This is a genomic window from Rhizobium laguerreae (assembly GCF_002008165.1).
Lineage (GTDB): Bacteria > Pseudomonadota > Alphaproteobacteria > Rhizobiales > Rhizobiaceae > Rhizobium > Rhizobium laguerreae.
Genome location: NZ_MRDM01000031.1, coordinates 63308 through 88164 on the forward strand (window position 1 = coordinate 63308; position 24857 = coordinate 88164).

Below are 24857 nucleotides of genomic sequence, written 5' to 3' on the forward strand. Positions count from 1 at the left end.
CGTTCGAGACTGGATAAGTCAAATCGGGCGGCGAAGATATTGTTAAATTTTCGCTTTCTGATGCACGAGATACCTCTGATAACTCGACTTTGTGCCAACCACGCAGTCACAATGAATAAGAAATATCTATTGATTACTTTTTGCGCAAGAATTCGATCAATCTGTATGCACTTTGCAATGAGCAAATCTTGCGGCAGCGGATAAACTATAAAAAACAATAGATTAATTTTTGGCACATGCATTGCATGCACTTTTCTGTACCCGTTCACAATCGGCCCAGCGCCGCAAGGAGCATTTCCGATGACCAAACTCCTTTCCATGAACCGCCGCAATTTCCTCCAGGCTTCCGCTGCCGGTGCGCTTGCCGGCGCCATGCCGGGCCTGATCGCCTCCTCCGCCGCAGCCCAGACCGCGTTGACCGTCGGCTTCATCTATGTCGGCCCCAAGGACGACTACGGCTATAACCAAGCGCATGCCGAAGGTGCGGCCGTCATCAAGGCGATGCCGGGTGTGACGCTGGTCGAAGAAGAGAACGTGCCGGAGACCGTCGACGTCCAGAAGACGATGGAATCCATGATCAACCTGGATGGCGCGACCCTGCTCTTTCCGACCTCCTTCGGCTACTTCGACCCACATATGCTGGCCGTGGCCGCCAAACATCCCGACATCCAGTTCCGCCACTGCGGCGGCCTCTGGCAGGAAGGCAAGAACCCAGCCAATACGGGCTCCTATTTCGGCTATATCTTCCAGGGCCAGTATCTGAACGGCATTGCCGCCGGCCATGCGACGAAGAGCAAGAAGATCGGCTTCGTCGCCGCAAAGCCGATCCCGCAGGTTCTGCAGAATATCAACGCCTTCCTGCTTGGCGCGCGCGCAGTCGATCCTGGTATCACCTGCCAGGTGATCTTCACCGGCGAATGGTCGCTCGCCGTCAAGGAGGCCGAAGCCACCAATGCGCTGGTCGACCAGGGCGCCGACGTCATCACCTGCCACGTCGACAGCCCCAAAGTGGTTGTCGAGACGGCTGCCGGCCGCGGCGCCTTCGTCTGCGGCTATCACGCCAACCAGAGCCCGCTTGCTCCCGAAAAATACCTCACCGGCGCCGAATGGGCCTGGGGCAACGTCTACGGCGACTTCGTCAAGAAGGCGCAGGCCGGCGAAAAGCTCGGCAACTTCGTGCGTGGCGGCCTCAAGGACGGCTTCGTGAAGATGAGCGCGCTCGGCCCCGGTGTGTCCGCCGAGGGCCGCAAGGCCTTCGAAGCCACGCAGGCCGACATGATGAAGGGCGGCTTCTCGGTCTTCAAGGGACCGTTGAAGGACAACAAGGGCGACACCGTCGTGGCTGCCGACAAGAGCTACGCCGAAGACGCGATCGAGCTCGAAAGCATGAATTATCTGGTCGAGGGCGTTGTCGGGTCCACGGCGTAAACCGCGAAGGGAGAAGCGCCATGACCATCGAGGCCAATGATCCCGCAATAGCCATCGTGGAAAAACCGGTTTCCCTGCGCCCCGTCCTCGAATGGTTCGCGCGGCGGGCCGAGCCTGTTGTCATCGGCCTCGCGGCCATACTGATCGGTCTTGCACTCTTCTCCCTCTTCATTCTGGCGGTCGGCAAGTCGCCGGCCACCCTCTTCCAACTGATGTACACCGGCGGCTTCGGCAGCTGGTTTTCGGTGCAGAACAGCTTAAGTCGTGCCGCACCCCTTCTCCTGACGGCACTCTGCGTCGCCCTGCCTGCCCGTCTCGGCCTCGTCATCATCGGCGGGGAAGGAGCGGTCGTGCTGGGCGGCGTTGCCGCCGCAGCCATGGCTCTGCCACTCGCCGGCACCGCGCCTGTCTTCCTCACGCTCATCCTGATGGCGATCGCCGCCATGGTGGCCGGCGGCATCTGGATCGGCCTTGCCGGTTTCCTGCGCCACTATCGCGGCGTCAACGAAACCATCTCGTCGCTGCTGCTCTCCTATATCGCCATTGCCCTGATGAACCAGTTCGTCGAAGGGCTGCTGCGCGATCCGGCAAGTCTCAACAAGCCGTCGACCAGGCCGTTGCCGGCGGAATATATGCTCGGCAATATTCCCGGCATGGACGTGCATTGGGGCCTGGTCATCGGCATCCTCGCCTGTGTGGTCTCCTGGATCGTGATCGAGGCCACGAGCTACGGTTTTGCCGCCCGCATCGCCGGCGGCAACGTGCGCGCCGCCCAGATCCAGGGACTGCCGGTCGGCAAGCTGATCGTCGGATTTACCGCGCTTGCAGGCAGTTTTGCCGGCCTGGCGGGCATGATCGAAGTGGCGGCAGTGCAGGGAAGTGCCAACGCCTCGCTTGCCGCCGGCTACGGTTATACCGGCATCCTCGTCGCCTTCCTCGCCAGGCACAATCCGCTGGCGATCATTCCGGTGGCGATCCTGCTCGGCGGCATCGACGCCTCGGGCGGCCTCATCCAGCGGCGCATGGGCCTGCCGGATGCGACGGTTCTGGTGCTGCAGGGCACGCTCTTCATCGTCATTCTGTTCTGCGAGACCTTCTACGGCCGCTTCAAGATCTTCAATCCCGACCTCTGGAAAAGGAGCCTCTGATGGAAGAGACAGGCATCGGCATCTGGGGCGTGCCGCTGGCGATCTTCGCAGGCGCCATCCGCGTTTCCACCCCCTTCATCTTCGTCAGCCTTGGCGAGGCGATCACCGAACGCTCCGGCCGCATCAATCTCGGCCTGGAAGGCACGCTCGTCTTCGGCGCCATGACGGCCTATGCGGTGGCCGTCATGACCGGATCACCGACCCTCGGCGTGCTGGCCGCAATGATGGCGGGCGCGATCTTCGGCCTCATCCACGGTTGGATCTGCAAGTTCCCGAAGGTCAACGACATCGCCATCGGCATCGCCATGATGCAGTTTGGTCTCGGCATGGCGTTTTTCCTCGGCAAATCCTTCATCCAGCCGGTGGCGCCGAAACTGCCCTCGATCCCGCTCGGCGGCTGGTCGAACATTCCGCAGATCCAGGCGGCGCTCAATATCAACGTGCTGTTCTTCATCGGCGCGGCACTTGCCCTCTTCCTGTTCTGGGCCTTCAAGAATACGAGAATCGGCCTGATCCTGCGCGTTGTCGGCGACAGCACCGACGCGGCCCGGGCCATGGGCATCCATCCGGACCGGGTTCGCCTGCTGGCGACGGCAGTGGGCGGTTCGCTGGCGGCAATCGGCGGCGCCTATCTCTCGCTCTACTACCCAGGCTCGTGGAACGAAGGCATTTCGTCGGGCCAGGGCCTGATGGCCGTGGCCCTCGTCATCTTCGCCCGCTGGAACCCGATCGGTTGTTTCCTCGCTGCCCTGCTTTTCGGCGGCGCTGGTGCGCTCGGCCCGGCGCTGCAATCGGTCGGCGTCACACAAGGCTATTACCTTTTCTACGCCGCGCCTTACGTGCTCACCCTCGTCATCCTGATCGCCACCTCCTCGCCCACCCGCTCGCTCGCCGGTGCGCCGGGTGCGCTGTCGCTCACGAAATAACGGAGCTTTCCGATGAACGGACTTGGCGGTCTCAACAAATCCGAACACGGCGTCGGCATCGGCCTCGTTCAGCTCCAGCTGCCGGTGACCGTCACCAAAGCGGACTTGGCAAAACAGACGCAGGTGATCGTCGATCTGGTGGCCAAGGCGCGGCGCAACCAGCCGGGCATGGACCTCGTCGTCTTTCCCGAATACGCGCTGCACGGCCTCTCCATGGACATCAATCCGGAGATCATGTGCACGCTCGACGGGCCGGAGGTCGCGGCGTTCAAGCAGGCCTGCAGGGACAACCGGATCTGGGGCTGCTTCTCGATCATGGAGCTCAATCCCGGTGGCATGCCCTATAATTCCGGCATCGTCATCGACGACCAGGGCGAGTTGAAGCTCTATTATCGCAAGATGCATCCGTGGATCCCCGTCGAGCCCTGGGAGCCCGGCGATCTTGGCATCCCTGTCATCGAGGGCCCCCGAGGCGCCAAGCTCGCGCTGATCATCTGCCATGACGGCATGTTCCCGGAGATGGCGCGCGAATGCGCCTATAAGGGCGCCGAAATCATGATCCGCACGGCCGGCTACACGGCGCCGATCCGCGACGCCTGGCGCTTCACCAACCAAGCCAACGCCTTCTGCAACCTGATGGTTACAGCCAATGTCTGCATGTGCGGCTCGGACGGCACCTTCGATTCCATGGGCGAAGGCATGATCTGCAATTTCGACGGCGCGATCATCGCCCACGGCACCTCCGGCCGCGTCAACGAGATCATCACCGCAGAGGTGCGCCCTGACCTGGTGCGCGAGGCCCGGCTCGGCTGGGGCGTGGAGAACAACATCTACCAGTTTGGCCATCGCGGCTATGTCGCCGTCGCCGGCGGCGCCCAGGATGCGCCTTACACCTACATGCACGACCTTGTCGCCGGCAAATACCGCCTGCCATGGGAAGACGAGATAAAGGTCAAGGACGGCACGTCCTGCGGATTTGACAAGCCGATGCGCCGCTACGGCGAACCCCTCAAACCTTCCGCGGAATAGGAGAGAGAATCATGGACGCGATGGTCGAAACCGAAGGACATTTTATCGACGCCGATCCGTATCCGTGGCCTTATAACGGCGCTCTGCGGCCTGATAACACCGCCCTCATCATCATCGACATGCAGACCGATTTCTGCGGCAAGGGTGGCTATGTCGACCATATGGGCTACGACCTGACGCTGGTGCAGGCGCCGATCGAACCGATCAAACGTGTGCTTGCCGCCATGCGGGCCAAGGGCTACCACATCATCCATACCCGCGAGGGCCACCGCCCCGACCTCGCCGATCTGCCGGCCAACAAACGCTGGCGCTCGCAGCGGATCGGCGCCGGCATCGGCGATCCCGGCCCCTGCGGCCGTATCCTGACGCGTGGCGAACCCGGCTGGGACATCATCCCCGAACTCTACCCGATCGAAGGCGAGACGATCATCGACAAGCCCGGCAAGGGTTCGTTCTGCGCCACCGACCTCGAACTCATCCTCAGCCAGAAGCGCATCGAAAACATTATCCTCACGGGAATCACCACCGATGTCTGCGTCTCGACGACGATGCGCGAGGCGAACGATCGCGGCTACGAATGCCTGCTGCTGGAAGACTGCTGTGGTGCGACCGACTACGGAAACCACCTCGCCGCCATCAAGATGGTGAAGATGCAGGGCGGCGTCTTCGGCTCAGTCTCCAATTCCGTGGCTCTAGTCGAGGCGCTGCCCTGATGCCGTCATTGCGTGCCCATGTCTTTCGCGTGCCAGCCGACGGCCCCGATGACGTTGCCGGCGTCGAGGCGCTCTTTGCCAGCGGCCTTCAGGCGAACAACGTCGTCGCCGTTCTCGGCAAGACGGAAGGCAACGGCTGCGTCAATGATTTTACCCGCGGTTATGCCACCCGCAGCTTCGAGACATTGTTCAGTAGATATGGCGTCGACGGCGTCTCGATCATCATGTCCGGCGGCACCGAGGGGGCGCTCTCGCCGCATTGGACGGTTTTTGCGCGTGAAACCGTAGAAACCCCGGGCGAACGGGCGCTGGCCATTGGTGTGTCGCGTACCCCCGCGCTGCCCCCCGAACATCTCGGGCGCCGGGAACAGATCCTGCTCGTTGCCGAAGGCGTGAAGTCCGCGATGAGGGATGCCGGCATCGATGATCCCGCCGATGTCCATTTCGTGCAGATCAAGTGTCCGCTGCTCACCTCGCGCCGGATTGCCGAGGCCGAGGCAGCAGGCAGGACGGTCGCAACCCACGACACGCTGAAATCCATGGGCCTCTCGCGCGGCGCTTCGGCTCTCGGCGTCGCCGTGGCACTCGGCGAGATAGATGCGACATCGATCGGCGATGCCGACATCTGCACACGTTTCGATCTCTTTTCCCGCTGCGCCTCAACCTCGTCCGGGGTCGAACTCACCGATCACGAAATCATCGTCCTCGGCATGAGCGCAAAATGGTCCGGTCCGCTGTCGATCGACCACGCGGTCATGCGGGATGCGATCGACGCGCATTCCGTCAGGAAAGCCCGCGAACGCCTGCCGGAAAACAGCCGGCTGGCGGCGGTTCTCGCCAAGGCCGAGCCGGACCCGTCCGGCAGGATCGACGGCAGGCGCCACACGATGCTCGATGACTCGGATATTGCAGGCACCCGCCATGCCCGTGCCTTCGTCGGCGGCGTTCTCGCCGGCATCTTCGGCATTACCGATCTCTATGTGTCCGGCGGCGCCGAACACCAGGGTCCGCCCGGCGGCGGTCCCGTCGCCATCATCGTCGAAAAGGAGCAATGAAGTGAGCACAGTCCGCGACACGCCCCTTCCGCAAGCCGGCAAGGCCGTCGGCATCGATACGCTCGGCATGGCCATGCGCTTCGGCTCGTTCACCGCGCTCGACAACGTTTCGATCGCCGTTCCGGCCGGCTCTTTTCACGCGCTTCTCGGCGAAAACGGCGCTGGCAAGTCGACGCTCGTCAAATGCATCATGGGCTTCTATCACGCCACGTCAGGCTCGCTGTCGGTCGATGGCCGCGAGGTGGCGGTCGCCTCACCCAAGGATGCCGCGGCCTATGGGCTCGGCATGGTCTACCAGCATTTCACACTGGTTCCCTCTCTGACCGGCGCGGAAAACCTGGTCATCAGCCGCACCGAAGTGCCCGCGGTGATCAACTGGGCCAGGGAACGCAAGGATCTGGCGGGTTTCATGGAGCGCATGCCGTTCAAGATCCCGCTCGACAGGCCGGTGAGCGAGCTTGCGGCCGGCGAAAAGCAGAAGCTCGAAATCGTCAAGCAGCTCTATCTCGGCCGCTCCTTCCTGGTGCTCGACGAGCCGACCTCGGTGCTGACGCCGGCCGAAGCCGATGAGATGCTCGGCATCGTGCGCGGGATGACCGAGCGCGGCGAGCTCACCGTGCTGATGATTTCCCACAAGTTCCACGAGGTGACGAAGTTCGCTGATGCCGTCTCGATCCTGCGGCGCGGCAAGCTGGTCGGCACCGGCAAGGTCGGCGAGCTCTCCACCGCCGAGATGGCGGCGATGATGATCGGCGACGTCAAGCTCGCCGAGCTCGACAGCCGTCTGCCGGTGGCGGAAGCGGCCAAATCCGTGCTCACTGTAAGCCAGGTGAAAGCTCCGGATCGCTCCGGCCTGAAGACGATCGAGATCGACGCGCTGACGGTCCGCGCCGGCGAGATCGTCGGCATCGCCGGCATATCGGGTAACGGCCAGAAGGAGCTGACGGAAATTCTGGCCGGCCAGCGCCCGACCGATAGCGGCGAGGTCATGGTCAATGGCGAGACTTACGGCGCCACCCGTGGGGAAACCCGCAAGAACAAGGTGCGTTTCATCCCCGAAGAGCCGTTGCAGAATGCCTGCGCACCCAAGATGACCGTGAGCGAGAACCTTGCGTTCCGCACCTTCGACTTGAAGCTGGACGGCAAGGACGCGATCTGGCTGAACAAGGGCAGCATGAAGAAGCGTGCCTCGGCGCTGATCTCCGACTTCAAGGTCAAGACGGCCTCTTCCTCCTCACCGATCGCAGCGCTTTCGGGCGGTAACGTGCAGCGGGCGGTGCTCGCCCGCGAACTGACGGGCGAGGTCGATCTGCTGATCGTCTCGAACCCTTGTTTCGGCCTCGATTTCTCGGCCGTTGCCGAAATCCGCGCCCGCATCATGAAAGCACGCAATTTAGGTGCCGCCGTGCTGCTGCTTTCCGAAGACCTCGACGAACTGCTCGAGATGTCCGACCGCATCATGGTCATTTCGGAAGGCAGGCTGGTTTACGAGACACCGGCGCGCTCGGCCGATATCGGCGTGATCGGCGCCCACATGGCGGGGCATCATTGATGATGGGGATCAAGGCAGAACCTTTCGCCTTTCCGGTGAAGCACGATGAGCTCGCCCTCATCGTCATCGACATGCAGCGCGATTTCGCCGAGCCGGGCGGCTTCGGTGCCAGCCTCGGCAATGATGTCAGCCGTATCACCAGGATCGTGCCCGATGTCAAACGCCTGATCCAGGGCTTCCGCAATGCCGGCCTGCCTGTGATCCATACGATGGAGTGCCACCGGCCTGATCTCTCCGACTTGCCGCCGGCCAAACGCGACCGCGGCAATCCTTCGCTCAGGATCGGCGACGAGGGCCCGATGGGCCGCATCCTGATCTCGGGCGAACCCGGCACGGCAATTCTTCCGGAACTGGCTCCCGTGAAGGGCGAGGTCGTCATCGAAAAACCCGGCAAGGGCGCCTTCTATGCGACCGAACTCGGCACCGTGCTGCAGCAGAAGGGCATCAAGCAGCTCGTCTTTGCCGGTGTCACCACCGAAGTCTGCGTGCAAACGACGATGCGCGAAGCAAACGACCGCGGCTATGAATGTCTTCTCGCCGAGGAGGCAACGGAAAGCTATTTCCCCGAATTCAAAGCCGCAGCCATTGCCATGATCCGTGCCCAGGGCGCGATCGTTGGCTGGACCGCCCATGTCGACGACATTCTGGAAAGCATCGCCCATGCCTGAAACGACCCACGAACGCCTGACGTCAGGCGGCTGGAAGGAGTTGGAATTCGGCCCTTTCCGCGATGCTGTCACCATTCACTGGATCCGCCCCTTCGAAGGCGATCAGCCAGGCGTGGCGCTGTTGAAATATGAGCCCGGCGCCTCTGTTCCCCGCCATCGCCACGAGGGGCTCGAGACCATCCTGGTGCTCGATGGCGTTCAATCCGACGAGACGGGCGATTACGCCAGCGGCAGTTACATCGTCAACGCGCCGGGCAGCGAACACTCGGTCTGGAGCGAGACCGGCTGTATCGTGCTCATCCAGTGGGACCGGCCCGTGAAAATACTCGAAGAGGAGATTGCCTGAACCCGGCAACCGCCTTGGAGATTGGCCCGACGATCCACAAGGACATGAACGTCACAGCAGCATCGAGGCTCCGCGATCGATATAGGTATCCAGGAATTGCTCGAGCCGGGGGTTTCTCGGTCGCTTGAAGACTTCCTGCGGCGGACCGGTGAACAGCACCTTGCCGTGATCGAGAAAGACGATCTGCTGGCCGACCGTTGCGGCAAATCCGATCTCGTGGGAGACTACGACCATCGTCATGCCCTCGGCGGCGAGATCGCGCATGACGTTCAGCACTTCGCCGGTCAACTCAGGATCGAGTGACGACGTCGGCTCGTCAAAGAGCATGATCTTTGGGTTGAGGGCAAGCGCCCGGGCAATAGCGACGCGCTGTTGCTGCCCTCCCGAGAGCTGCGACGGATAGTGCCTTGCCCTGCCCGCCAGGCCGACCTTGACGAGCTGGGCCATTGCCCGCTCCTCGGCATCCTTACGGCCCATCTTGTGAACGGTCTTCAGCGCTTCGCTGACATTGCCGAGCGCCGTCATATGCGGCCAGAGATTGAACTGCTGAAAAACCATGCCGATCTGTGATCGGATCCGCCGGTTCACCGCCGCCGGCACCCGCTCACGGACGCCCTTGGCGTTTTCCGCAAAGCCAAGCACCTCGCCATTGACGGTAATAGTCCCCTCGGTCGATTCCTCGAGAAAGGCCATACAGCGCAGCAGCGTACTCTTGCCGGAACCCGACGGGCCGATGACGCAGGAAACCTGCCCCTGAACGATATCGAGGTCGATGCCGTGCAGCACGGTGGAGCCGCCGAAGGTCTTGACGAGATTTTTGACTGCGATCGCAGGAACGCTCATATGTTGAAAAACCTGAATCTGGTGAGTTTCGTTTCGGCGAGATGACCGAGCCATCCGGTGATTTCGACCAAGGCCCAGTAGAACAGGGCGAGCACGAAGAGCGCTTCGACGAAAGCATATTGCTGCGAGCCGATGGCGCTCAGCGTCGCCGTCAACTCCGGCACGGTGATGATGGATAGCACGGCCGTCTCCTTCATGAGGATGATCGTCATGTTGACCGAAGGCGGCAACACCAGCATGGTCATCTCCGGCAGCAATATGCGTCGGATAATCTGTCCTTGCGTCAGGCCAACGCATATCCCGGCTTCGATATGTCCCTTCGGGACGGCGGCAAAGCCCGAGCGGAATATCTCACTGAAATAAGCCGCGCCGTAGATGGAAAGGCCGATGACGCCTGCCGGGATCGGATCGAGAGACAATCCGACGAATGGCCCGCCGTAGTAGACGAGGAATATCTGAATCAGGAAGGGCGTGCCGCGGAGCACCGCGATGACAATGCCGAACGCCTTGTCCAGGATCACCCCGCCAAAACGTCTGGCGACGGCGACAAGGAAGCCGAGCACGGCAGCGGCCGGGGTGGTGATGATCCAGATGATGATGGTGACCCATGCACCGCTGAGGATTTCCGGCAAGTTGCTGAAGATCACATTGATGTCGAAGGTCATCGCGGCACTCCAGGCAGGGAGCGTTCGATCAGGCCGCCCGCAAGGGCAACGATCCAATTGATGACGAGATAGATGAGCCCGGCGGAAGCGAAAATCTCGAGCGGCAGGAAGGTACTGCCCGCAAGGTCCTGGGCCATGCGCGTCAACTCGACGACCCCGACGACCGAGACCAGCGAAGACGCTTTCAGGATAAGGATTGCTTCGTTGACGAGCGCCGGAAAGGTCAGGCGCAGGGCGATCGGCGCCTTGATGCGGCGGAAGATCTGAACGGGTGTCATGCCGACCATTTCGCCAGACTCGACAAGGCCAGTCGGAACACTGGAAAATCCGCCGCGCAGATTTTCAGCCTGATAGGCAGCGGTACACAGCGAAAGACCAATGATGGCCGCAACGATGCTCGGCACGTTGATGCCGATCGCCGGCAGCAGGTTATAGATTAACAGCAGTTGCACCAGCAGCGGCACGCCACGAAAGAAACTGATGAAAATCCGCGCCTGCAGCGCCAGGAGCCGTTGCCGCGACAGCAGCATGGCGGAAACGATGATGGCGATCGCAAAGCCGATCAGGATAGAAACCACGCTGATCGTCACCGTGTAGATCGCGGCTTGCAGAAGCAGTTCGAAAAGTTTGATGGACATGGACGGTATTTGCCTGGGCGCTGCGGCCGTGAACTCCGATGCCACGGCGGATTGCGCCCCAACCACGGGCGGGGCGCGTTCGTTTCACCGGCAGCTAATCAGAATGCCGGGTCCTTGACAGCATCAGGTGTATCAAAAGATGCACCGAACCACTTCTTCTGCAGCTCAGCCATGCGTCCATCTGCCTTGATCTTGAGCATCGCGGCATCGATCGCGTCCATCAGAGGCGCATGATCGGCATCCTTGAGGCCGATGAAGCCGAAATAGGACTTCTTGCCAAATGGCGGCTGGACGACTTCGAACGTGCCCTTTCGCTGGCTGGCGACGAAGGCGATATTGGGCAGCGAATTGGCAACGCCGGCAATGCGGCCGGCTGCAAGATCGGCGTAGGATTCGGTAAAGGCGGGATATTCGCGCACATCGACCGTGGTCGGTAGCGTCTCGGAGAATTCCTTCAACTGGTCGAGCTGAGCAGTTGCCTTGCCGACGCCGATCTTCTTGCCGGCAATATCTTCCGGCTTGCTGATCGTCGTATCGCCGGCCTTCTTCAGGATCGCAATTGTCGCTTCGGCGATCGGCGGCGTGAAGCGATAGCGCTCCAAGCGCTTCTTGGTGATCGTCGCAGGACCTGCGACGACATCGAACTTGCCGGCCTCAAGCGCCGGGAAGACGCCATCCCAGGGAAGCGCCACCCACTCGATCTTGACGCCGAGTTCCTTGCCGATCTCGGCAAAGAGGTCGACGTTCAGGCCTGTGTGTTCACCGGCGTCGATATAGTCGAACGGTGCGAAAGCCGTTTCGGTGCCAACCTTGAGGGTGCCGGCTGCCTTGACGGCTGCCAGCGTGTCGGCTGCATGGGCGGAAACGGCTGCTCCGATGAGGAACGCAGCGCCGACCAGACCCTTCAGCAGTGAATGTGCCTTCATGATCATCTCTCCAGTTTTTATTCCCCCGGCGGAGGAGTTTTGTTCCCGACTTCGATTTTCCTCGGCACGGATTTCTATGCTCCGCTTTTGACTATACAAATAGATATAGGCTGGCCTAGAGTGTCAATGTAAAAGACGAGGAACGCAAAATTTGTGCCGGATGGCGTCGATCTCGCTGGCGTGCTGTTCCGCATTTGTGATCGCTGACGCCGGATGAGGTGCGGACTTGGTGTCGATTTACCAGCGTATTTTCACGGATATCGAGACGAAGATCATCAGCGGTGATTGGCGGCCCGGCGACCGCATTCCCGTCGAGCACGAGCTGGTGACCGAATATCGGTGTTCGCGCATGACGGTCAGCAAGGCGCTGTCGGCGCTGGCCGAACGCGGCATGATCGTCAGGCGGCGAAAGACCGGTTCGTTTGTCGCATCGCCCCAGATCGACCGCACCGTGATGGATATCCAGGATATCAGCACCGAAGCGGAACTGGCCGGGCACGAACACCGCTTCGAAATCCTCGCCCGCACGGTCGAGCGCCTTGGAGAGGCGGAGGCGCAGCAGCTGTCGGAGCCTCCCGATGCAGAAGTCCTCAGGCTTCAATGCCTGCATATCGTCGATGGCAGACCGAATGCCATCGAGCGGCGGATCATCATGCTCGATGCCGTGCCACGGGCGAGAGAAGAGAGCTTCGCCTCGATCCCGCCCGGCAAATGGCTGCTTGAGCAGGTCCCCTGGTCCAAGGCCAAACATGTCATTCGTGCCGTCTCGGCCGATACCGTGACGGCCCGGATCCTGCAGACGGAGAGGGGCGAGGCCTGCCTGAGCCTGATCCGCCAGACCTGGCAGAACGGGCGCACGGTGACATATGTCGAGATTACCCATCCAGGCGATCGCTTCCAATTTGCAGGGACGTTTCACCCGACGGCAATTTGAGCTGGCAAAAATCACGAGAGGCTCCGTAAGTGACCGATGAGCGCTTCAAGGCGATCCCGCTGAAAAGTTTGCAGGCGTTCGAGGCGGTGGGGCGCTGCGGCGGCGTGACGGCGGCAGCCCTCGAGCTCAAGGTGTCGCCGGGGGCCATCAGCCAGCAGATCCGCAAGATCGAAAGCTTTCTTGGAATTTCGCTTCTGGAGCGCAGCGGACGAACCGTCGAGCTGACCGCCTGGGGCCGGCTCTACCATCAGGAGATATCGAAGGGGTTCGAGCAATTTGCGCTCGCCGGGCAATTGTTGGAAAAGGCGCGCAACGAGACGGCGCTGGTGCTCAGTGCGCTTTCCTCCGTTGTCAACAAATGGATCGGCAGGCGCATCTTCGACTGGCAGGCGCTTCATCCCGACGTTCCAGTGAGAATTATCGGACGCGATAAGGAGCCCCGGATCGGCTTCGACGATGTTGATTTCCGCGTCAGCTACGGATCGGACGTGCTGCAGCACGAACATTATACCGAACTGTTTCGCGATTGGGTGGTGCCTGCCTGTTCGCCGGCGCTGATGCGGGATCGCGCGCATGCGGCGCGCGATCTCTTCGAACAGCCCCTCCTCCATGTCGAGTGGGAACGGCACTTCACTCCCTACCCGAGTTGGGCGGAGTTTGCCGCCAAGGCCGGGGTCTCCTTCGATGCGGCAACGCCGGGCCTCTCCTTCACCCTGTCGAGCAGTGCGATTGACGCCGCCGTCAACAAGCGCGGTGTCGTTCTCGCGCAGATGTCGATGATATCAGATGAGCTCGAGGCGCAAACGCTCGTCATTCCCGTCGACCTGCGCATTGCTCTGCGGGAAAGCTATTTTCTCGCCTGGGATCGGGCGGCCTTGCAGAAGCCCTACGGGCGCGAATTCCGCGATTGGCTCATTGCTATTTCCCGTCAGCAGGCCCTGGCGTCCGCGCCTGCTGGATAATTTCTCAAATCGGAATCGATTTGAGAAATTATGCACCGATTCAAAAATGTTACAGCGTCCTTTGCGCGTCAGAAAAGACGCGCGGCACTGTAAGCCGATACTTTAGAAAAACTAAAACGGAACTCAGCTGCGCGATGTTGATGAAAAATTGCGCCTGGCGATAATTTGCGCAGTCGCCCCCCACCGTTGGCGGCGTGGCCGACATAGCAGGAGAGCTCGATGGCGCGAACTGACAAGATGAAACTCGGGACTTTCGTCTATACGTTCGGCTTTCATCCCGCCTCCTGGCTGCATCCGGAAAGTGACGTCAACGGCGCCAACGACTTCGCTCATCTGCTCGATGTCGCCAAACGATCGGAGGCGGCCAAATTCGATTTCATGTTCATGGCGGATTCTCCTGCCGCCGCCGTCGGCGATCCGAAGGCGCTTGCCCGCATCCCGACCAAGATGAACCGTTTCGAACCGCTCTCGCTGCTTTCGGCTCTGGCCGTCACCACCAACGATCTCGGTCTCGTGGCGACGGTCTCGACGAGTTACTACGAGCCATACAATGTCGCGCGCCTGTTCGCCTCGATCGACCATTTGAGCAAGGGGCGCGTCTGCTGGAATGTCGTTACCTCCGATCACGATGAAACCGGCTACAACTTCAATCGCGAGGGGCTCGACCCGCATGCATTGCGTTACGAACGCGGCAACGAGTTCGTCGATGTCGTATTCGGCCTCTGGGACAGCTTCGAGGAAGGCGCGCTGCTTCTCGACCGCGAAAACGGTGTCTACTATGACAAGGACAAGCACCACACGCTCAATCACAAAGGCAAGCACTTCCAGGTTCGCGGTCCCCTCAACATCGCGCGGACGCCCCAGGGCCGCCCCGTGATTGCCCAGGCGGGCGGTTCGGAACCCGGAATGGACATGGCGGCGCGCACGGCCGAGATCGTCTTCAGCCTCGCATCGAATATCGACCGGAACCGGGCCTTTTACGAAAACGTCAAACGCCGGATGCCCGCCCATGGGCGCGATCCCGACGACCTGAAAATCATGCCGGGCATCGTCATCAACGTCGGTGAAACCGAAGCCGAGGCAAAGGCGAAGGTGGACTATCTGATCGACAAGATGCATCCAGATGTCGGCCGGCTGATGCTCTCCGAATTCCTGGAAGCGGACCTGCGCGATGTCGCTCTCGACAAGCCCTTCCCCATGGATCGGCTGCCGGCGGCGCCGAAGGGATCACGCGCCTTGTTCGACGAGTTGGTCGATTTCGTCAGAAGCGGCCGCACCGTCGGCGAACTTATCCGGCACTATGCCGAGAAGCATACCGGAAATGGCATGACGGGGACGCCGGCCCAGATTGCCGACTTCATGGAGGAATGGTTCGAGACGCGCGCCGCCGACGGCTTCATCCTGATGTTCCCCACCTTGCCGTCCAGCCTCGACGACTTCGTGCGGCTGGTCCTGCCGGAGCTTCGCCGCCGCGGGTTGTTCCGTGAGGAATATGAGGGCAAGACCTTGCGCGAGAACCTCGGCCTTTCAATGCCTGTCAACCGCTTTGTCAAAACGAAAGAGCCGGCCCGATGAGTGTCGAGGCTCTGATCAGCGAAGCGGACTTCAAGCTTTCGATGCGTCATCTGGCGGGTGCCGTCAGCGTGATTACGGTCGGCGACGGGCAACACCGCACCGGCTTCACGGCAACGTCGGTCTCCTCGCTTTCGGCGGAGTTGCCGTCCGTCATCGTCAGCGTCAACCGAGCATCTTCCTCATGGCCGGCGTTGCAGCGGTACGGCTGCTTCTGCGTTAACGTGCTCGCCGCCGACCAGCAGCAGGTGGCGCAATCCTTTGCCGGTCTTGACGGGCGAAAGGGCGCCGAACGCTACGGCGATGCGGGATGGTATCGCCTCAAGACCGGCGCGGCGGCCCTTGAAAATGCCCTGACGGTCCTGGACTGCAAGCTCGAAACCGCATTCCACTACAATTCCCACGCTATTTTGGTCGGACATGTCTGCGCGATGGAAATCCGGCAGGGCATAGGGCCGCTGCTATATTGGCGCGGCGGCTATCATGAACTTCCGGCGGAGGTTGATCAAAAGGGTCTAGCGAAGGCGCTCGGACAATAGTCCTATCGAGGCGACATCCGCATTGGCAAAAGCAAGTCTGAGGTAGCGCTCCTGCCCCTCCCCGAAATAGCCGCCGGGTAAACAGACGATGCCGGATTCCTTGGCAAGTTTTTCGGCAACCTCGGAAGACGATCGATCGGCGTGAGGATGACGGACAAAAGCGAAGTAGGCGCCGATTGCTCCGATCTGCCAATCCGGCAGCCCGGAAAAAACCTGCCTCAACGCCTCCGCCCGGCGAGCGATCTCCAGCCGGTTGCCGGCCCGCCAGTCGGCGAGCGCTGGGATCGCCGATGCAACGGCGATCTGAGCCGACCGCGGCGCGCAGATCTGCATATTGTCCATCACCTTGGCGATTTCGGTGATGAGTTTGGGCCCTGCCGTGATCGCGCCCAGTCGATGACCGGGAATGCAGAAGGATTTCGAAAAGCTGTAGAGAAGGACGAGCGTCTCCTCCCAGCCCGGCTCGGAGAGAAGAGAGTGCGGCCGTCCGTCATCCTCGCCAAGGAAATCGCGATAGGTTTCATCGAGGATCAGCCAGGCGCCATACTTCCGGCAAAGCACAAAAAGCTCGTGAAGCAGGCTTGGTGGATACACCGCTCCGGTGGGATTATTGGGTGTCACGACGGCAAGCACCTTCGCGCCCGCCGCAAGGGCTGCCTCGGCTGAACCCGGATCGGGAAGAAAGCCGCCAGCGGGGTCGCAATCGACTAACCGGCGCCCGATTCCCAGCATCGATAGCGTCGTGTCGTGATTGAAATAGAAGGGATTGGTCAGCGCGACCGTATCGCCGGCGCCCGCAAGCGCGATTGCCGCACACATGAACGCCTGATTGCAGCCGGCGGTAATATGAATATTGCCGGCGGAAAGGGCGGCACCGTAAAGCTCGGCAACGTGAGCCGCGTAGGCCTTGCGCAATAAAGGTTCACCCTCGATCGGCCCGTAACCCGTCATCGCCTGTTGTCCGGCCGCCTCGGCAAGAAGCCGAAGCATCTCCGGATGCGCGGGATAGCCGGGAACGGCTTGCGACAGATCGATGAGCGGCCCTTTTTCCCCCTTGTATTCGCGGCTCCAGGCGACGACGGAAGGAATGGGCGGGGCAGAGAGGCGGGCAACGAGCGAGTTGGGTTTTGCAGCGATCATATCGATTTCTCTTTGATACTGATTGCTACAACGATACCAATTGCTTTCTCAACCTCTTTGTCTGACGAGACGGACCTGAAGCGGAGACACATGCATATGGTGTGGGACCAAACGCGGCTCGAACAGCTGCGCGCAGAATTTGCAGATGCCAATGGCGGCGAGATATTCGACGAGAAGTTTCGGAAAGTGGCGGAGAAGATCATCTCCAAGAACGGCACGAGACTCGCGCCCTATGCCGGAATACCGACCTTTCTCAGCGCGCCTTACATGCCGGTCGCGGCCGATGATCCGGATTTCGGCAATCTCCAGGTTGCAATCACCGGAATCCCCATGGATCTTGGCGTCACCAATCGTCCAGGCTCGCGATTTGGACCAAGAGCACTTCGCGCCATCGAAAGGATCGGCCCCTACAATCACGTCCTCGCCACGGCGCCGGTCTTCGATCTTCGGGTCGCCGACATTGGCGACGTATCGTTCCAAAGCCGTTACCGGCTGGAACTCAGCCACGACGACATCGAAATGCGCATCGGCCAGATCGTCGATGCCGGCGTGGCCCCGCTTTCCGTCGGAGGCGACCATTCCATCAGCCACCCGATTTTGAAGGCCATCGGTCGGCAGCAGCCGGTCGGCCTCATTCATATCGATGCTCATTGCGATACAAGCGGCGCCTTCGATCAGACGAAGTTTCATCACGGCGGGCCGTTCCGCAATGCGGTGCTGGACGGCGCGCTCGATCCGACAAGGACGATCCAGATCGGCATCCGTGGTTCGGCGGAATATTTATGGGAATTCTCCTATGCGTCGGGAATGACCGTGATCCACGCAGAGGAGATCAGCGGAATGGGGATTGCGGCCGTCATTGCCAAGGCAAAATCCATCGTCGGCGACGGCCCGACCTATCTTTCCTTCGACGTCGACAGCCTCGATCCGAGCTTTGCGCCCGGCACGGGCACGCCCGAGGTCGGTGGATTGACCACACGTGAAGTCCTTGAACTGATACGCGGGCTGAAAGGGATCAACCTGGTGGGTGGTGACGTCGTCGAAGTTGCCCCGCAATATGACGCAACGACCAACACAGCACACGCCGCAGCACAGGTGCTCTTTGAGATCCTGAGCCTCATGGTGTTTAGTCCCTCGATCGGCAAACGCTGAGGCCGACCTCTCGGTCATCTCTGGCAATTGACCGGATGGGCCAAGACCATGTCGTTCGCGCAAAACCGCCGCACAGTTTTGCGCGACATGCTTTAACCAACGCCCCTCAAAAACTCTTCGGTTTCGATGAGTTCGAGCTGCACGGAAAACCGATCGTGCAGAAGTTCCAGTGACGCGTCATGCGTATCGTCGGCGCCGCTGCAGACGGCGTCCTTGAGCACGATGACACGATAGCCGAGATCGATGGCGCCGAGCGTCGTGGCAAGCACGCAGACGTCGGTTTCCCCGCCGGTTACGACCAGCGTATCGACCCGCTCGGATTGAAGAATCGCGTGCAGGCGACCGTCGATCCAAGGGGAATAGGTGCGTTTGTCGAAATACCTTGCCGGCGGAACCAACGCCGCCAGCGATGACGCCAGATCGCTCAAGCCGCGCGGAAGGTGTTCGCCCGTCATCATCCACCATTTCCGGTAATAATCCCGCCATTTCCCCGGCATATCGTCCGCACGCTCTGGTGGCAGGAAGCGGGTAAAGATCGTTCGCGATGGGTGCCGTCCGGCCAGCTCTTCGATCTGCGGAGAGACCCGCGCCATCCAGGGGACGTGCCACGGCGTGTCTTCGGCAAACATCCGCTGCATGTCGACGCAAAGGTGCCGCCACTCGCCGAGCTCGCCCATCAGATCCTCCATCCGGTCTTCGGGGCGTCAACTGTCGCACGGGTCGAAAGTTCCCCTGGCCAGTGGAAGATCAGAGCCTCTTACGCGACGGCGCCTGGAGTAATCGTCAGCAATTCGGCGGTGCTCTCAGCATTCCGGAAACAGTCAAGTTCGTGCAGAGGAACAGGTTTGGAGAAGAAGTAGCCTTGGAGGTCGGTGCAGCCGAGGGCGGCCAGAAAGTCGCGTTGATATTCGGTTTCGACCCCTTCGGCGGTCGTCGAAATACCGAGGTTGCGGCTGAGCGCGACGATGGCGCCGATGATTGCCGCCCCGTTGGCTTTCATACCGAGCTGTGAGACGAAGGATCGATCGATCTTGATGCGGTCGATATCGAAGCGCACCAGATGGCTGAGGCATGAAAAGCCGGTTCCGAAATCGTCGAGCGAAACCTGAACGCCCCGGCTGCGCAGCGACTTCAGCACCGTATAAACGTCCGAGTTGTCCTCGATGAGCGAGGACTCGGTAAGCTCGAGCTCGAGCCGGGACGGCGGCAGGCCGCTCTCCTCAAGCACGGCGAAGACTTCCTCAGCGAAATTCGGTCTTCTCAACTGGGCAGGCGACACGTTGACCGCAACAAACGTGTCTTCCGGCCATTTGCAGGCGGCTCTGCAGGCTTCGCGCAAGACCCAGAAACCGAGAGCGTCGATGAGGCCGCCTTCCTCGGCGACGGGGATGAAGCTGGCAGGCGTCAATAGTCCGCGCTGGCTGTGACGCCAACGCACCAGAGCCTCCGCGCCCGACGCCGCATATCCTGCCTCAGCGCGATGGACCGTTTGGTAATAGACCTCGAGCGATCCGAAGTCCGGCCTGTTTACGATCGGGTCGGAGTGCGGACCGTCAGCGTCTGAGGCGGTGCCTTTGGCCAGAACTTCCCGCAATTCGTTCTTGAGAATGTCGCGCGCATTCCTGCCGCCGTCCATGGACGGTGAATAGAGACGCCACTGGCCTCTGCCCCCCATCTTTGCCTCGTACAGCGCGACGTCGGCGTAGCGCATGATGTCATCGGCATTCCGCCCGGCATCCGGGACGACGGTCACGCCGATCGAGCCGCCGACACGCGCGACTGCCTCGCCGCTCAAAAGCGGGAAGGGCTTGCCAAGTTCGGCAACGATTGCTTCGCAGATTGCCGGCAAAACGTAGTCATGATCCTTGATATCCCGGAGAAGCAGGGCGAACTCGTCGCCTCCGAGCCGGGCCAGCGTGTCGCCCGGGCGAAGCTGGGAGCGGATCCGTTCCGCAGCCATCCTGATGAGTTCATCGCCGGCGGCGTGGCCGAACGTGTCGTTCACGGCTTTGAAGCGGTCGAGGTCGAGGAGCGCGACGGCCGAGCGCTCGGTCGAATTCTGCGTCTCGGCCAGGCACTCGTCGAACCTCATGGCGAACAAGGCTCGGTTGGGCAGATCCGTGAGCACATCATGCAAGGCAAGCTGCCTTGCATGCAGCTCGCTTTTCCTCAACTCGCCGAGACTGCTTCGCAGGCGCACCAGCAAGACCGAGAACAGGATCGCGATCACCAAGGCGGCAACTGAAAGCGCCGGCATCAATCGGCCGATCACCCTCGAACCTGGAAGATCGGGCCGCCATACGATGAAGCCGATCGGTTCGCCGTTTGCCGTGGCGTCGATCTGGAACGCAACCTCGTTTTCGTCTGCATCGGCCGTGCGCGCGAAGCGGGCGCCGTTAAGGCCCTGTTCCCGGCTCAATTCATCCAACGCCGCACCATCGATAAAACGCACGACGATCAGGAATTGCCGCATCGGCTGCTGCTGTCCCCCGGCAACCTCGTTGATGGCGACGGCGCCCACGATCGTCGGCCGGCCCTCCAGCCGCATCAGGTTGGCCAAAGCACGGTTGGAACGCGCGGCGTTGGCAAGGCGGGCTTCCATTGAGGACGGCGTTCGTTCGTTCAAAGCCGTGCTTCGCCTGACCCCAAGACGGGCATCCTTAAGGAGAGGCAAAAAGAGAGGCTTCATCCAGCGGTATCGCTTCTCCGTTTGAGCGTCCGCCAGCATGAGCAGTTGAGCCTTGTCATCGACGACAAAGGCCTGATCGTAGCCGAAGGCAGACATCGCCGTCTGGCTGATCGCACTCCCGGCTGCCGCCGTCAAAACGGCATCGAGGCTGGAGGAGCCTTCGGTCGCCAGGGCGGCAGGATAAACACGTGCGAGGTAACCATTGCCGAACTGCCCGATAACATGTGCGACTTGATCGACCTGTTCCCGCAGGCGGGCATTCACAAGCTGGCGCTGTCGATCGAGGGCGGCAGCGTCGCTCTCGGTTCCTGCCCAGAGCGCCGAAAGCACGACAAGTCCGATCGCTCCAAGCCCGCTGACGGCAATCAGAAACAGAATTCTTCCCGAAGCGATCCAGGATTGCTGAAACGTGTTGGAGCTGGAAGGAACAACGATGTGCAAGCGTAGACCCCTGAACACCACGACATGGGCGCATTCGTCGACGCTAACAAAGAAGCGTTCACGTAGAATTAAAGGCTGCGGCGCACTATGGGCGAGATCGAATACGCTCAAGGAGCACCCGACGATGTTGCGCATATCCATTCAGACTATACTGCGCGGAGCGCTGATGGCGGGCGGGATGGGTATCCTACTGGCCGCGACCTCGCCTCTTGAGGTGGCCGCGCAAGATCGCACGCCCATGAGAGTTGCCGTCGAAGGTGCGTTTCCGCCCTTCAACTACCTCGATGCCAACAACAAGCTTCAGGGATTCGACATCGATATCGCCAATGCGCTCTGCGAGGTCGGCAAGTTCGAATGCCAGTTCATCATCGAGAAGTGGGACGACATAATTCCCAATCTCGTCGCCGATAAATACGACGCGATCATCTCGTCCATGTCGATGAGCCTCGAGCGGCGTCAAAAGGTTGCCTTCACGGAGAAATACTACAACAGCCCCTCCGTGTTCATCGCTCGGAAGGATTCGCCGTTCAGCGATGTCAGCCCTGCTGGCCTCAACGGCAAGATCCTCGGGGTGACGTCGTCGACGGCGCAGGAATCCTACGCCAACCATGTCTATCCGGAAATGAAAAAGAAGGTCTTCCGGTCTTCGCCTGAATTGTACAAGGGGTTGTCGGACGGCAGCGTCGATATCATCCTGGAGGACAAACTCGCCATCTACGACTGGATCGCCAACACCAAGGCGGGAACCTGTTGCGAGTTCAAAGGGCCGGATCTGGTCGACGTCATATACTTCGGCGAAGGTGCCGGGATCGCGCTCCGCCTGGATGACAAGGAGCGTCTGACGCGCCTGAACGAAGCGCTGAAGAGCATCAAGGCCGACGGGACCTACGATATGATCAACGCAAAATATTTCCCGTTCAGCATCCAGTAGTTCGCCATTCAAATTGTCATGTGACAAATGCGGGATGGCCGGCTTTCCGCCGGCCATCCCTGTCAGCTAAAATTCCTCGGTCGTAATCGCTATGCGGCTTTCGCCACCTCTCCGTGCGGATCGAGGACATATTTTGTCGCCGCTCCCTGGTCGAAGCTCTCATATCCATTGGCGGCATCGTCGAGCGGGATGACCTTGGCGTTGACGATATCGGCAATTGGCAGCCGGTCGTGGAGGATCGCCTGCATGAGCTGACGATTATATTTGATCACCGGAGTCTGGCCTGTGTGGAAGGACTGCGCCTTGGCCCATCCGAGGCCGAAACGGAGCGAAAGATTGCCGTGTTTGGCGGCGTTGTCGACGGCGCCCGGATCCTCGGTCACGTAAAGGCCGGGAATGCCGATCGAACCCGCCGCGCGGGTAATCTCCATCATCTGATTGAGCACGATCGCCGGCTGTTCCCCGCCCGAGTGGCCGCGTGCCTCGAAGCCGACCGCATCGATGGCGCTGTCCACCTCGTTGGTTCCAACGACCTGCGCGATCATGTCGCCAAGACGGTCGCTCTTCGACAGGTCGATCGGTTCGAAACCAACCTTCGCCGCATGCGCCAGGCGGTCCTTGTTGAAATCACCGATCATCACGACTGCAGCGCCGAGAATGCGAGCTGAAGCCGCAGCCGCAAGGCCGACCGGGCCGGCGCCGGCGACATAGACGGTCGAGCCGACCCCAACGCCTGCACGCACTGCGCCATGGAAGCCGGTGGGCAGAATGTCGGAGAGCATGGTGAGATCGCGGATCTTCGCCATCGCCTTGTCCCGATCAGGGATTTTCAGCAGGTTGAAATCTGCGTAGGGAATGGTGACGTAGCGTGCCTGTCCGCCGATCCAGCCCCCCATGTCGACATAACCGTAAGCACCGCCGGCGCGGGCCGGGTTTACCGTCAGGCAGACACCGGTATCCTGAGACTTGCAGCAGCGGCAACGGCCGCAGGCGACATTGAAGGGCACCGAGACGATATCGCCGATGTCGAGCATCTCGACGTCGATGCCTTTCTCGATAATCTCGCCGGTGATTTCATGACCGAGGACCAGGCCCGGCATCGCCGTCGTGCGGCCGCGGACCATGTGCTGATCGGAGCCGCAGATATTGGTCGATATCACCTTCAGGATGACGCCGTGTTCAATGCGGCGGCCGTCGGGCGCTTCCAGCTTCGGATCGTCGATGTCGCGGACTTCGACCTTGCCCGGCCGGAGATAAACGACGCCTCTATTTTTGCTCATGGATTCCTCCCACTTGTTTGAATGCCTCGATCTGCAACCGATGCAGTCGATGGCAACTTCCCTCTGGACTGCCTCCTCCGCAGCCCGGTGTCCACAACACAGGATATTGGTTCATTTCGCCAGTTTGCGAGATAGCGCCTTGAACACCACAAACAAACCATGCCTGACGGAAAACAGCGATCAAGAAAGCGACATGGGCGCAACCCAAAGACGACAGTCGGCAAAGTCGCAATAGCGCTGCGTAGCGGAAATAATTGATCCCGCGAATACGGCGGTTTTCCGGATCGTCCGGGAAGATTTGATCGCCGCCTAAAGGCTTTACGCGCGATGCGGCCGGCGGCTGCGGTTGACGTCGATGGCTGTGTGCCAGAGCACGGCTCCAAGGATGATCGCACCGCCGAAAAAGGTGGCAACGGGCGGCTGCTCGGAAAACAACAACCAGACCCAGAAGGGTGTGAGCACGATTTCCATCGTGCCGATCAGCGCCGCCTCCGCCGGCGGCATTCGCTTCGCCCCGGCAAGGAAGAGCACCAGCGCGAGAGAGAAATTGGTCGCGCCGAAAGCAGCAAGGACGATCCAGTTGTGGAGGTCGAGCGAGCCGACCGAACCGAACGGAGCAAAGATAACCAGCGTCAGGAAGGCGCTGACCACGGTCGGCGGCAGGCTCGGCACATCAGGACTAACGCGCGGAATGATGATGACGAGCGCGAAGGACGCCGTCATGCCGAGCGCCAGCAGGTCGCCCCAACCGGTACCGCCGCCGATCGACGAGGCGACGATGACCGCAACGCCGAGGAGCGAGATGCCGCCTGCAATCAGCGTCCGCCTGGAGACCCTCTCCCGGAGGATGACCCAGCCGAGCAACGCTGCGATGAAAGGCGCGGTCGCATAGATCATCGTCACATTGGCGACGGTGGTCATGTAGAGCGCCCCGATGAAGCATACCTGACTGAAGGTCTGGCATGCGATCATAGCAAGACCGGACGGATGGAAGACGGATCGCCATTGCTGCCGTGACATGCCCCCTTCGAGGAAAAAGCAGGGGATCAGCAGAAACAGGCCGCCGAACAACGACCGCCAGGCGATCGCCGTCCATACGTCGGTCGTCAGGAGCCGCGAATAGACGCCGCTCGCGCTCCAGGCAAGCGTCGCGGCAATGATGAGAAGCACACCCTTCTCGTGCTCGCTGCCTGCGAGGCGTCTGGACGGATTTTCAATGGTCACGCAGATATTCTCAAAGAAGGAAGTCGAACGCGGCTCCTTTTTGCACCAGGAATTGA

General features: G+C 61.0%; 24 protein-coding genes. 15 read left to right on the plus strand and 9 right to left on the minus strand.

The features are described 5' to 3' along the window. Window positions 1–300: 300 nt before the first annotated feature. The 9 genes from BS630_RS32875 to BS630_RS32915 are packed head-to-tail and all read left to right on the plus strand — an operon-like array spanning window position 301 to window position 8865. The gene (locus BS630_RS32875) at window positions 301–1428 is read left to right on the plus strand and encodes a BMP family ABC transporter substrate-binding protein (RefSeq protein ID WP_077980806.1); all 1128 of its coding nucleotides are present in this window, start codon (window positions 301–303) and stop codon (window positions 1426–1428) included. Between the two features lie 20 nt (window positions 1429–1448). Then, on the plus strand, window positions 1449–2576 hold the full coding sequence (locus tag BS630_RS32880) for an ABC transporter permease (RefSeq protein WP_077980807.1): 1128 nt from the start codon (window positions 1449–1451) through the stop codon (window positions 2574–2576). Further along, window positions 2576–3502 carry an ABC transporter permease gene (locus tag BS630_RS32885; protein WP_077980808.1) on the plus strand — a complete coding sequence of 309 codons (927 nt, stop codon included), beginning with the start codon at window positions 2576–2578 and terminating at the stop codon, window positions 3500–3502. Before BS630_RS32880 ends, BS630_RS32885 begins: the two co-directional genes overlap by 1 nt. 12 nt (window positions 3503–3514) lie before the next feature. Then, window positions 3515–4531, plus strand: a complete 1017-nt coding sequence (locus BS630_RS32890) for a formamidase (protein WP_077980809.1) — start codon at window positions 3515–3517, stop codon at window positions 4529–4531. 11 nt (window positions 4532–4542) lie between these two features. Further along, on the plus strand, window positions 4543–5244 hold the full coding sequence (gene biuH, locus BS630_RS32895) for a biuret amidohydrolase (protein ID WP_077980810.1): 702 nt from the start codon (window positions 4543–4545) through the stop codon (window positions 5242–5244). Next, on the plus strand, window positions 5244–6299 hold the full coding sequence (atzD, locus tag BS630_RS32900; protein ID WP_077980811.1) for a cyanuric acid amidohydrolase: 1056 nt from the start codon (window positions 5244–5246) through the stop codon (window positions 6297–6299). The genes biuH and atzD overlap by 1 nt, the downstream gene beginning before the upstream one ends. Window position 6300: 1 nt before the next feature. After that, on the plus strand, window positions 6301–7851 hold the full coding sequence (locus tag BS630_RS32905) for an ABC transporter ATP-binding protein (RefSeq protein ID WP_077980812.1): 1551 nt from the start codon (window positions 6301–6303) through the stop codon (window positions 7849–7851). Next, window positions 7851–8519 (plus strand): cysteine hydrolase family protein, encoded by a 669-nt coding sequence (locus tag BS630_RS32910; protein WP_077980813.1) that lies wholly within the window; start codon window positions 7851–7853, stop codon window positions 8517–8519. Before BS630_RS32905 ends, BS630_RS32910 begins: the two co-directional genes overlap by 1 nt. Next, the gene (locus BS630_RS32915; protein ID WP_077980814.1) at window positions 8512–8865 is read left to right on the plus strand and encodes a cupin domain-containing protein; all 354 of its coding nucleotides are present in this window, start codon (window positions 8512–8514) and stop codon (window positions 8863–8865) included. The genes BS630_RS32910 and BS630_RS32915 overlap by 8 nt, the downstream gene beginning before the upstream one ends. A gap of 51 nt (window positions 8866–8916) precedes the next feature. Here BS630_RS32915 and BS630_RS32920 read toward each other — a convergent pair whose 3' ends face one another. The 4 genes from BS630_RS32920 to BS630_RS32935 all read right to left on the minus strand — a co-directional run bounded on the left by BS630_RS32920 (window position 8917) and on the right by BS630_RS32935 (window position 11937). Further along, window positions 8917–9708: an amino acid ABC transporter ATP-binding protein gene (locus BS630_RS32920; protein WP_077980815.1), complete on the minus strand. Its 792-nt coding sequence runs from the start codon at window positions 9706–9708 to the stop codon at window positions 8917–8919. Then, entirely contained in the window at window positions 9705–10373 is a 669-nt protein-coding gene (locus BS630_RS32925; RefSeq protein ID WP_025398322.1) for an amino acid ABC transporter permease, read from the minus strand. The genes BS630_RS32920 and BS630_RS32925 overlap by 4 nt, the downstream gene beginning before the upstream one ends. Continuing rightward, entirely contained in the window at window positions 10370–11011 is a 642-nt protein-coding gene (locus BS630_RS32930; RefSeq protein WP_077980816.1) for an amino acid ABC transporter permease, read from the minus strand. The genes BS630_RS32925 and BS630_RS32930 overlap by 4 nt, the downstream gene beginning before the upstream one ends. Window positions 11012–11109: 98 nt before the next feature. Next, window positions 11110–11937, minus strand: a complete 828-nt coding sequence (locus BS630_RS32935; protein ID WP_025398320.1) for a transporter substrate-binding domain-containing protein — start codon at window positions 11935–11937, stop codon at window positions 11110–11112. 226 nt (window positions 11938–12163) lie between these two features. Between BS630_RS32935 and hutC the strand changes: the two genes are divergently transcribed. The 4 genes from hutC (at window position 12164) to BS630_RS32955 (ending at window position 15944) form a co-directional block, all read left to right on the plus strand. Beyond that, window positions 12164–12871, plus strand: a complete 708-nt coding sequence (gene hutC / locus BS630_RS32940; protein WP_077980817.1) for a histidine utilization transcriptional repressor HutC — start codon at window positions 12164–12166, stop codon at window positions 12869–12871. Between the two features lie 29 nt (window positions 12872–12900). Then, window positions 12901–13833, plus strand: coding sequence for a LysR family transcriptional regulator (locus BS630_RS32945; RefSeq protein ID WP_077980818.1), 933 nt, complete (start codon window positions 12901–12903; stop codon window positions 13831–13833). Between the two features lie 219 nt (window positions 13834–14052). Next, window positions 14053–15408 carry an LLM class flavin-dependent oxidoreductase gene (locus BS630_RS32950; protein ID WP_077980819.1) on the plus strand — a complete coding sequence of 452 codons (1356 nt, stop codon included), beginning with the start codon at window positions 14053–14055 and terminating at the stop codon, window positions 15406–15408. Next, window positions 15405–15944 (plus strand): flavin reductase family protein, encoded by a 540-nt coding sequence (locus tag BS630_RS32955; RefSeq protein ID WP_025398316.1) that lies wholly within the window; start codon window positions 15405–15407, stop codon window positions 15942–15944. The genes BS630_RS32950 and BS630_RS32955 overlap by 4 nt, the downstream gene beginning before the upstream one ends. Here BS630_RS32955 and BS630_RS32960 read toward each other — a convergent pair. Further along, window positions 15921–17084 (minus strand): aminotransferase, encoded by a 1164-nt coding sequence (locus tag BS630_RS32960; RefSeq protein WP_077980820.1) that lies wholly within the window; start codon window positions 17082–17084, stop codon window positions 15921–15923. The genes BS630_RS32955 and BS630_RS32960 overlap by 24 nt on opposite strands. A 96-nt stretch (window positions 17085–17180) precedes the next feature. Here BS630_RS32960 and speB point away from each other — a divergent pair, with 96 nt between their 5' ends. After that, window positions 17181–18236, plus strand: a complete 1056-nt coding sequence (gene speB, locus BS630_RS32965; RefSeq protein WP_077980821.1) for an agmatinase — start codon at window positions 17181–17183, stop codon at window positions 18234–18236. Window positions 18237–18328: 92 nt separating this feature from the next. Here speB and BS630_RS32970 read toward each other — a convergent pair whose 3' ends face one another. Continuing rightward, the gene (locus tag BS630_RS32970; RefSeq protein ID WP_077980966.1) at window positions 18329–18913 is read right to left on the minus strand and encodes a cysteine hydrolase family protein; all 585 of its coding nucleotides are present in this window, start codon (window positions 18911–18913) and stop codon (window positions 18329–18331) included. Window positions 18914–18993: 80 nt separating this feature from the next. Beyond that, window positions 18994–21387: a putative bifunctional diguanylate cyclase/phosphodiesterase gene (locus BS630_RS32975; protein WP_077980822.1), complete on the minus strand. Its 2394-nt coding sequence runs from the start codon at window positions 21385–21387 to the stop codon at window positions 18994–18996. Between the two features lie 103 nt (window positions 21388–21490). Here BS630_RS32975 and BS630_RS32980 point away from each other — a divergent pair, with 103 nt between their 5' ends. After that, window positions 21491–22297, plus strand: a complete 807-nt coding sequence (locus tag BS630_RS32980) for an ABC transporter substrate-binding protein (protein WP_077980823.1) — start codon at window positions 21491–21493, stop codon at window positions 22295–22297. A gap of 89 nt (window positions 22298–22386) precedes the next feature. On the opposite strand, the gene fdhA is transcribed toward BS630_RS32980, so the two are convergent. Further along, a complete protein-coding gene (gene fdhA, locus BS630_RS32985) occupies window positions 22387–23577 on the minus strand; it encodes a formaldehyde dehydrogenase, glutathione-independent (protein WP_020047878.1) in 1191 nt (396 codons plus the stop codon). 318 nt (window positions 23578–23895) lie between these two features. Further along, window positions 23896–24801: a DMT family transporter gene (locus BS630_RS32990; protein ID WP_077980967.1), complete on the minus strand. Its 906-nt coding sequence runs from the start codon at window positions 24799–24801 to the stop codon at window positions 23896–23898. Window positions 24802–24857: the final 56 nt, after the last annotated feature.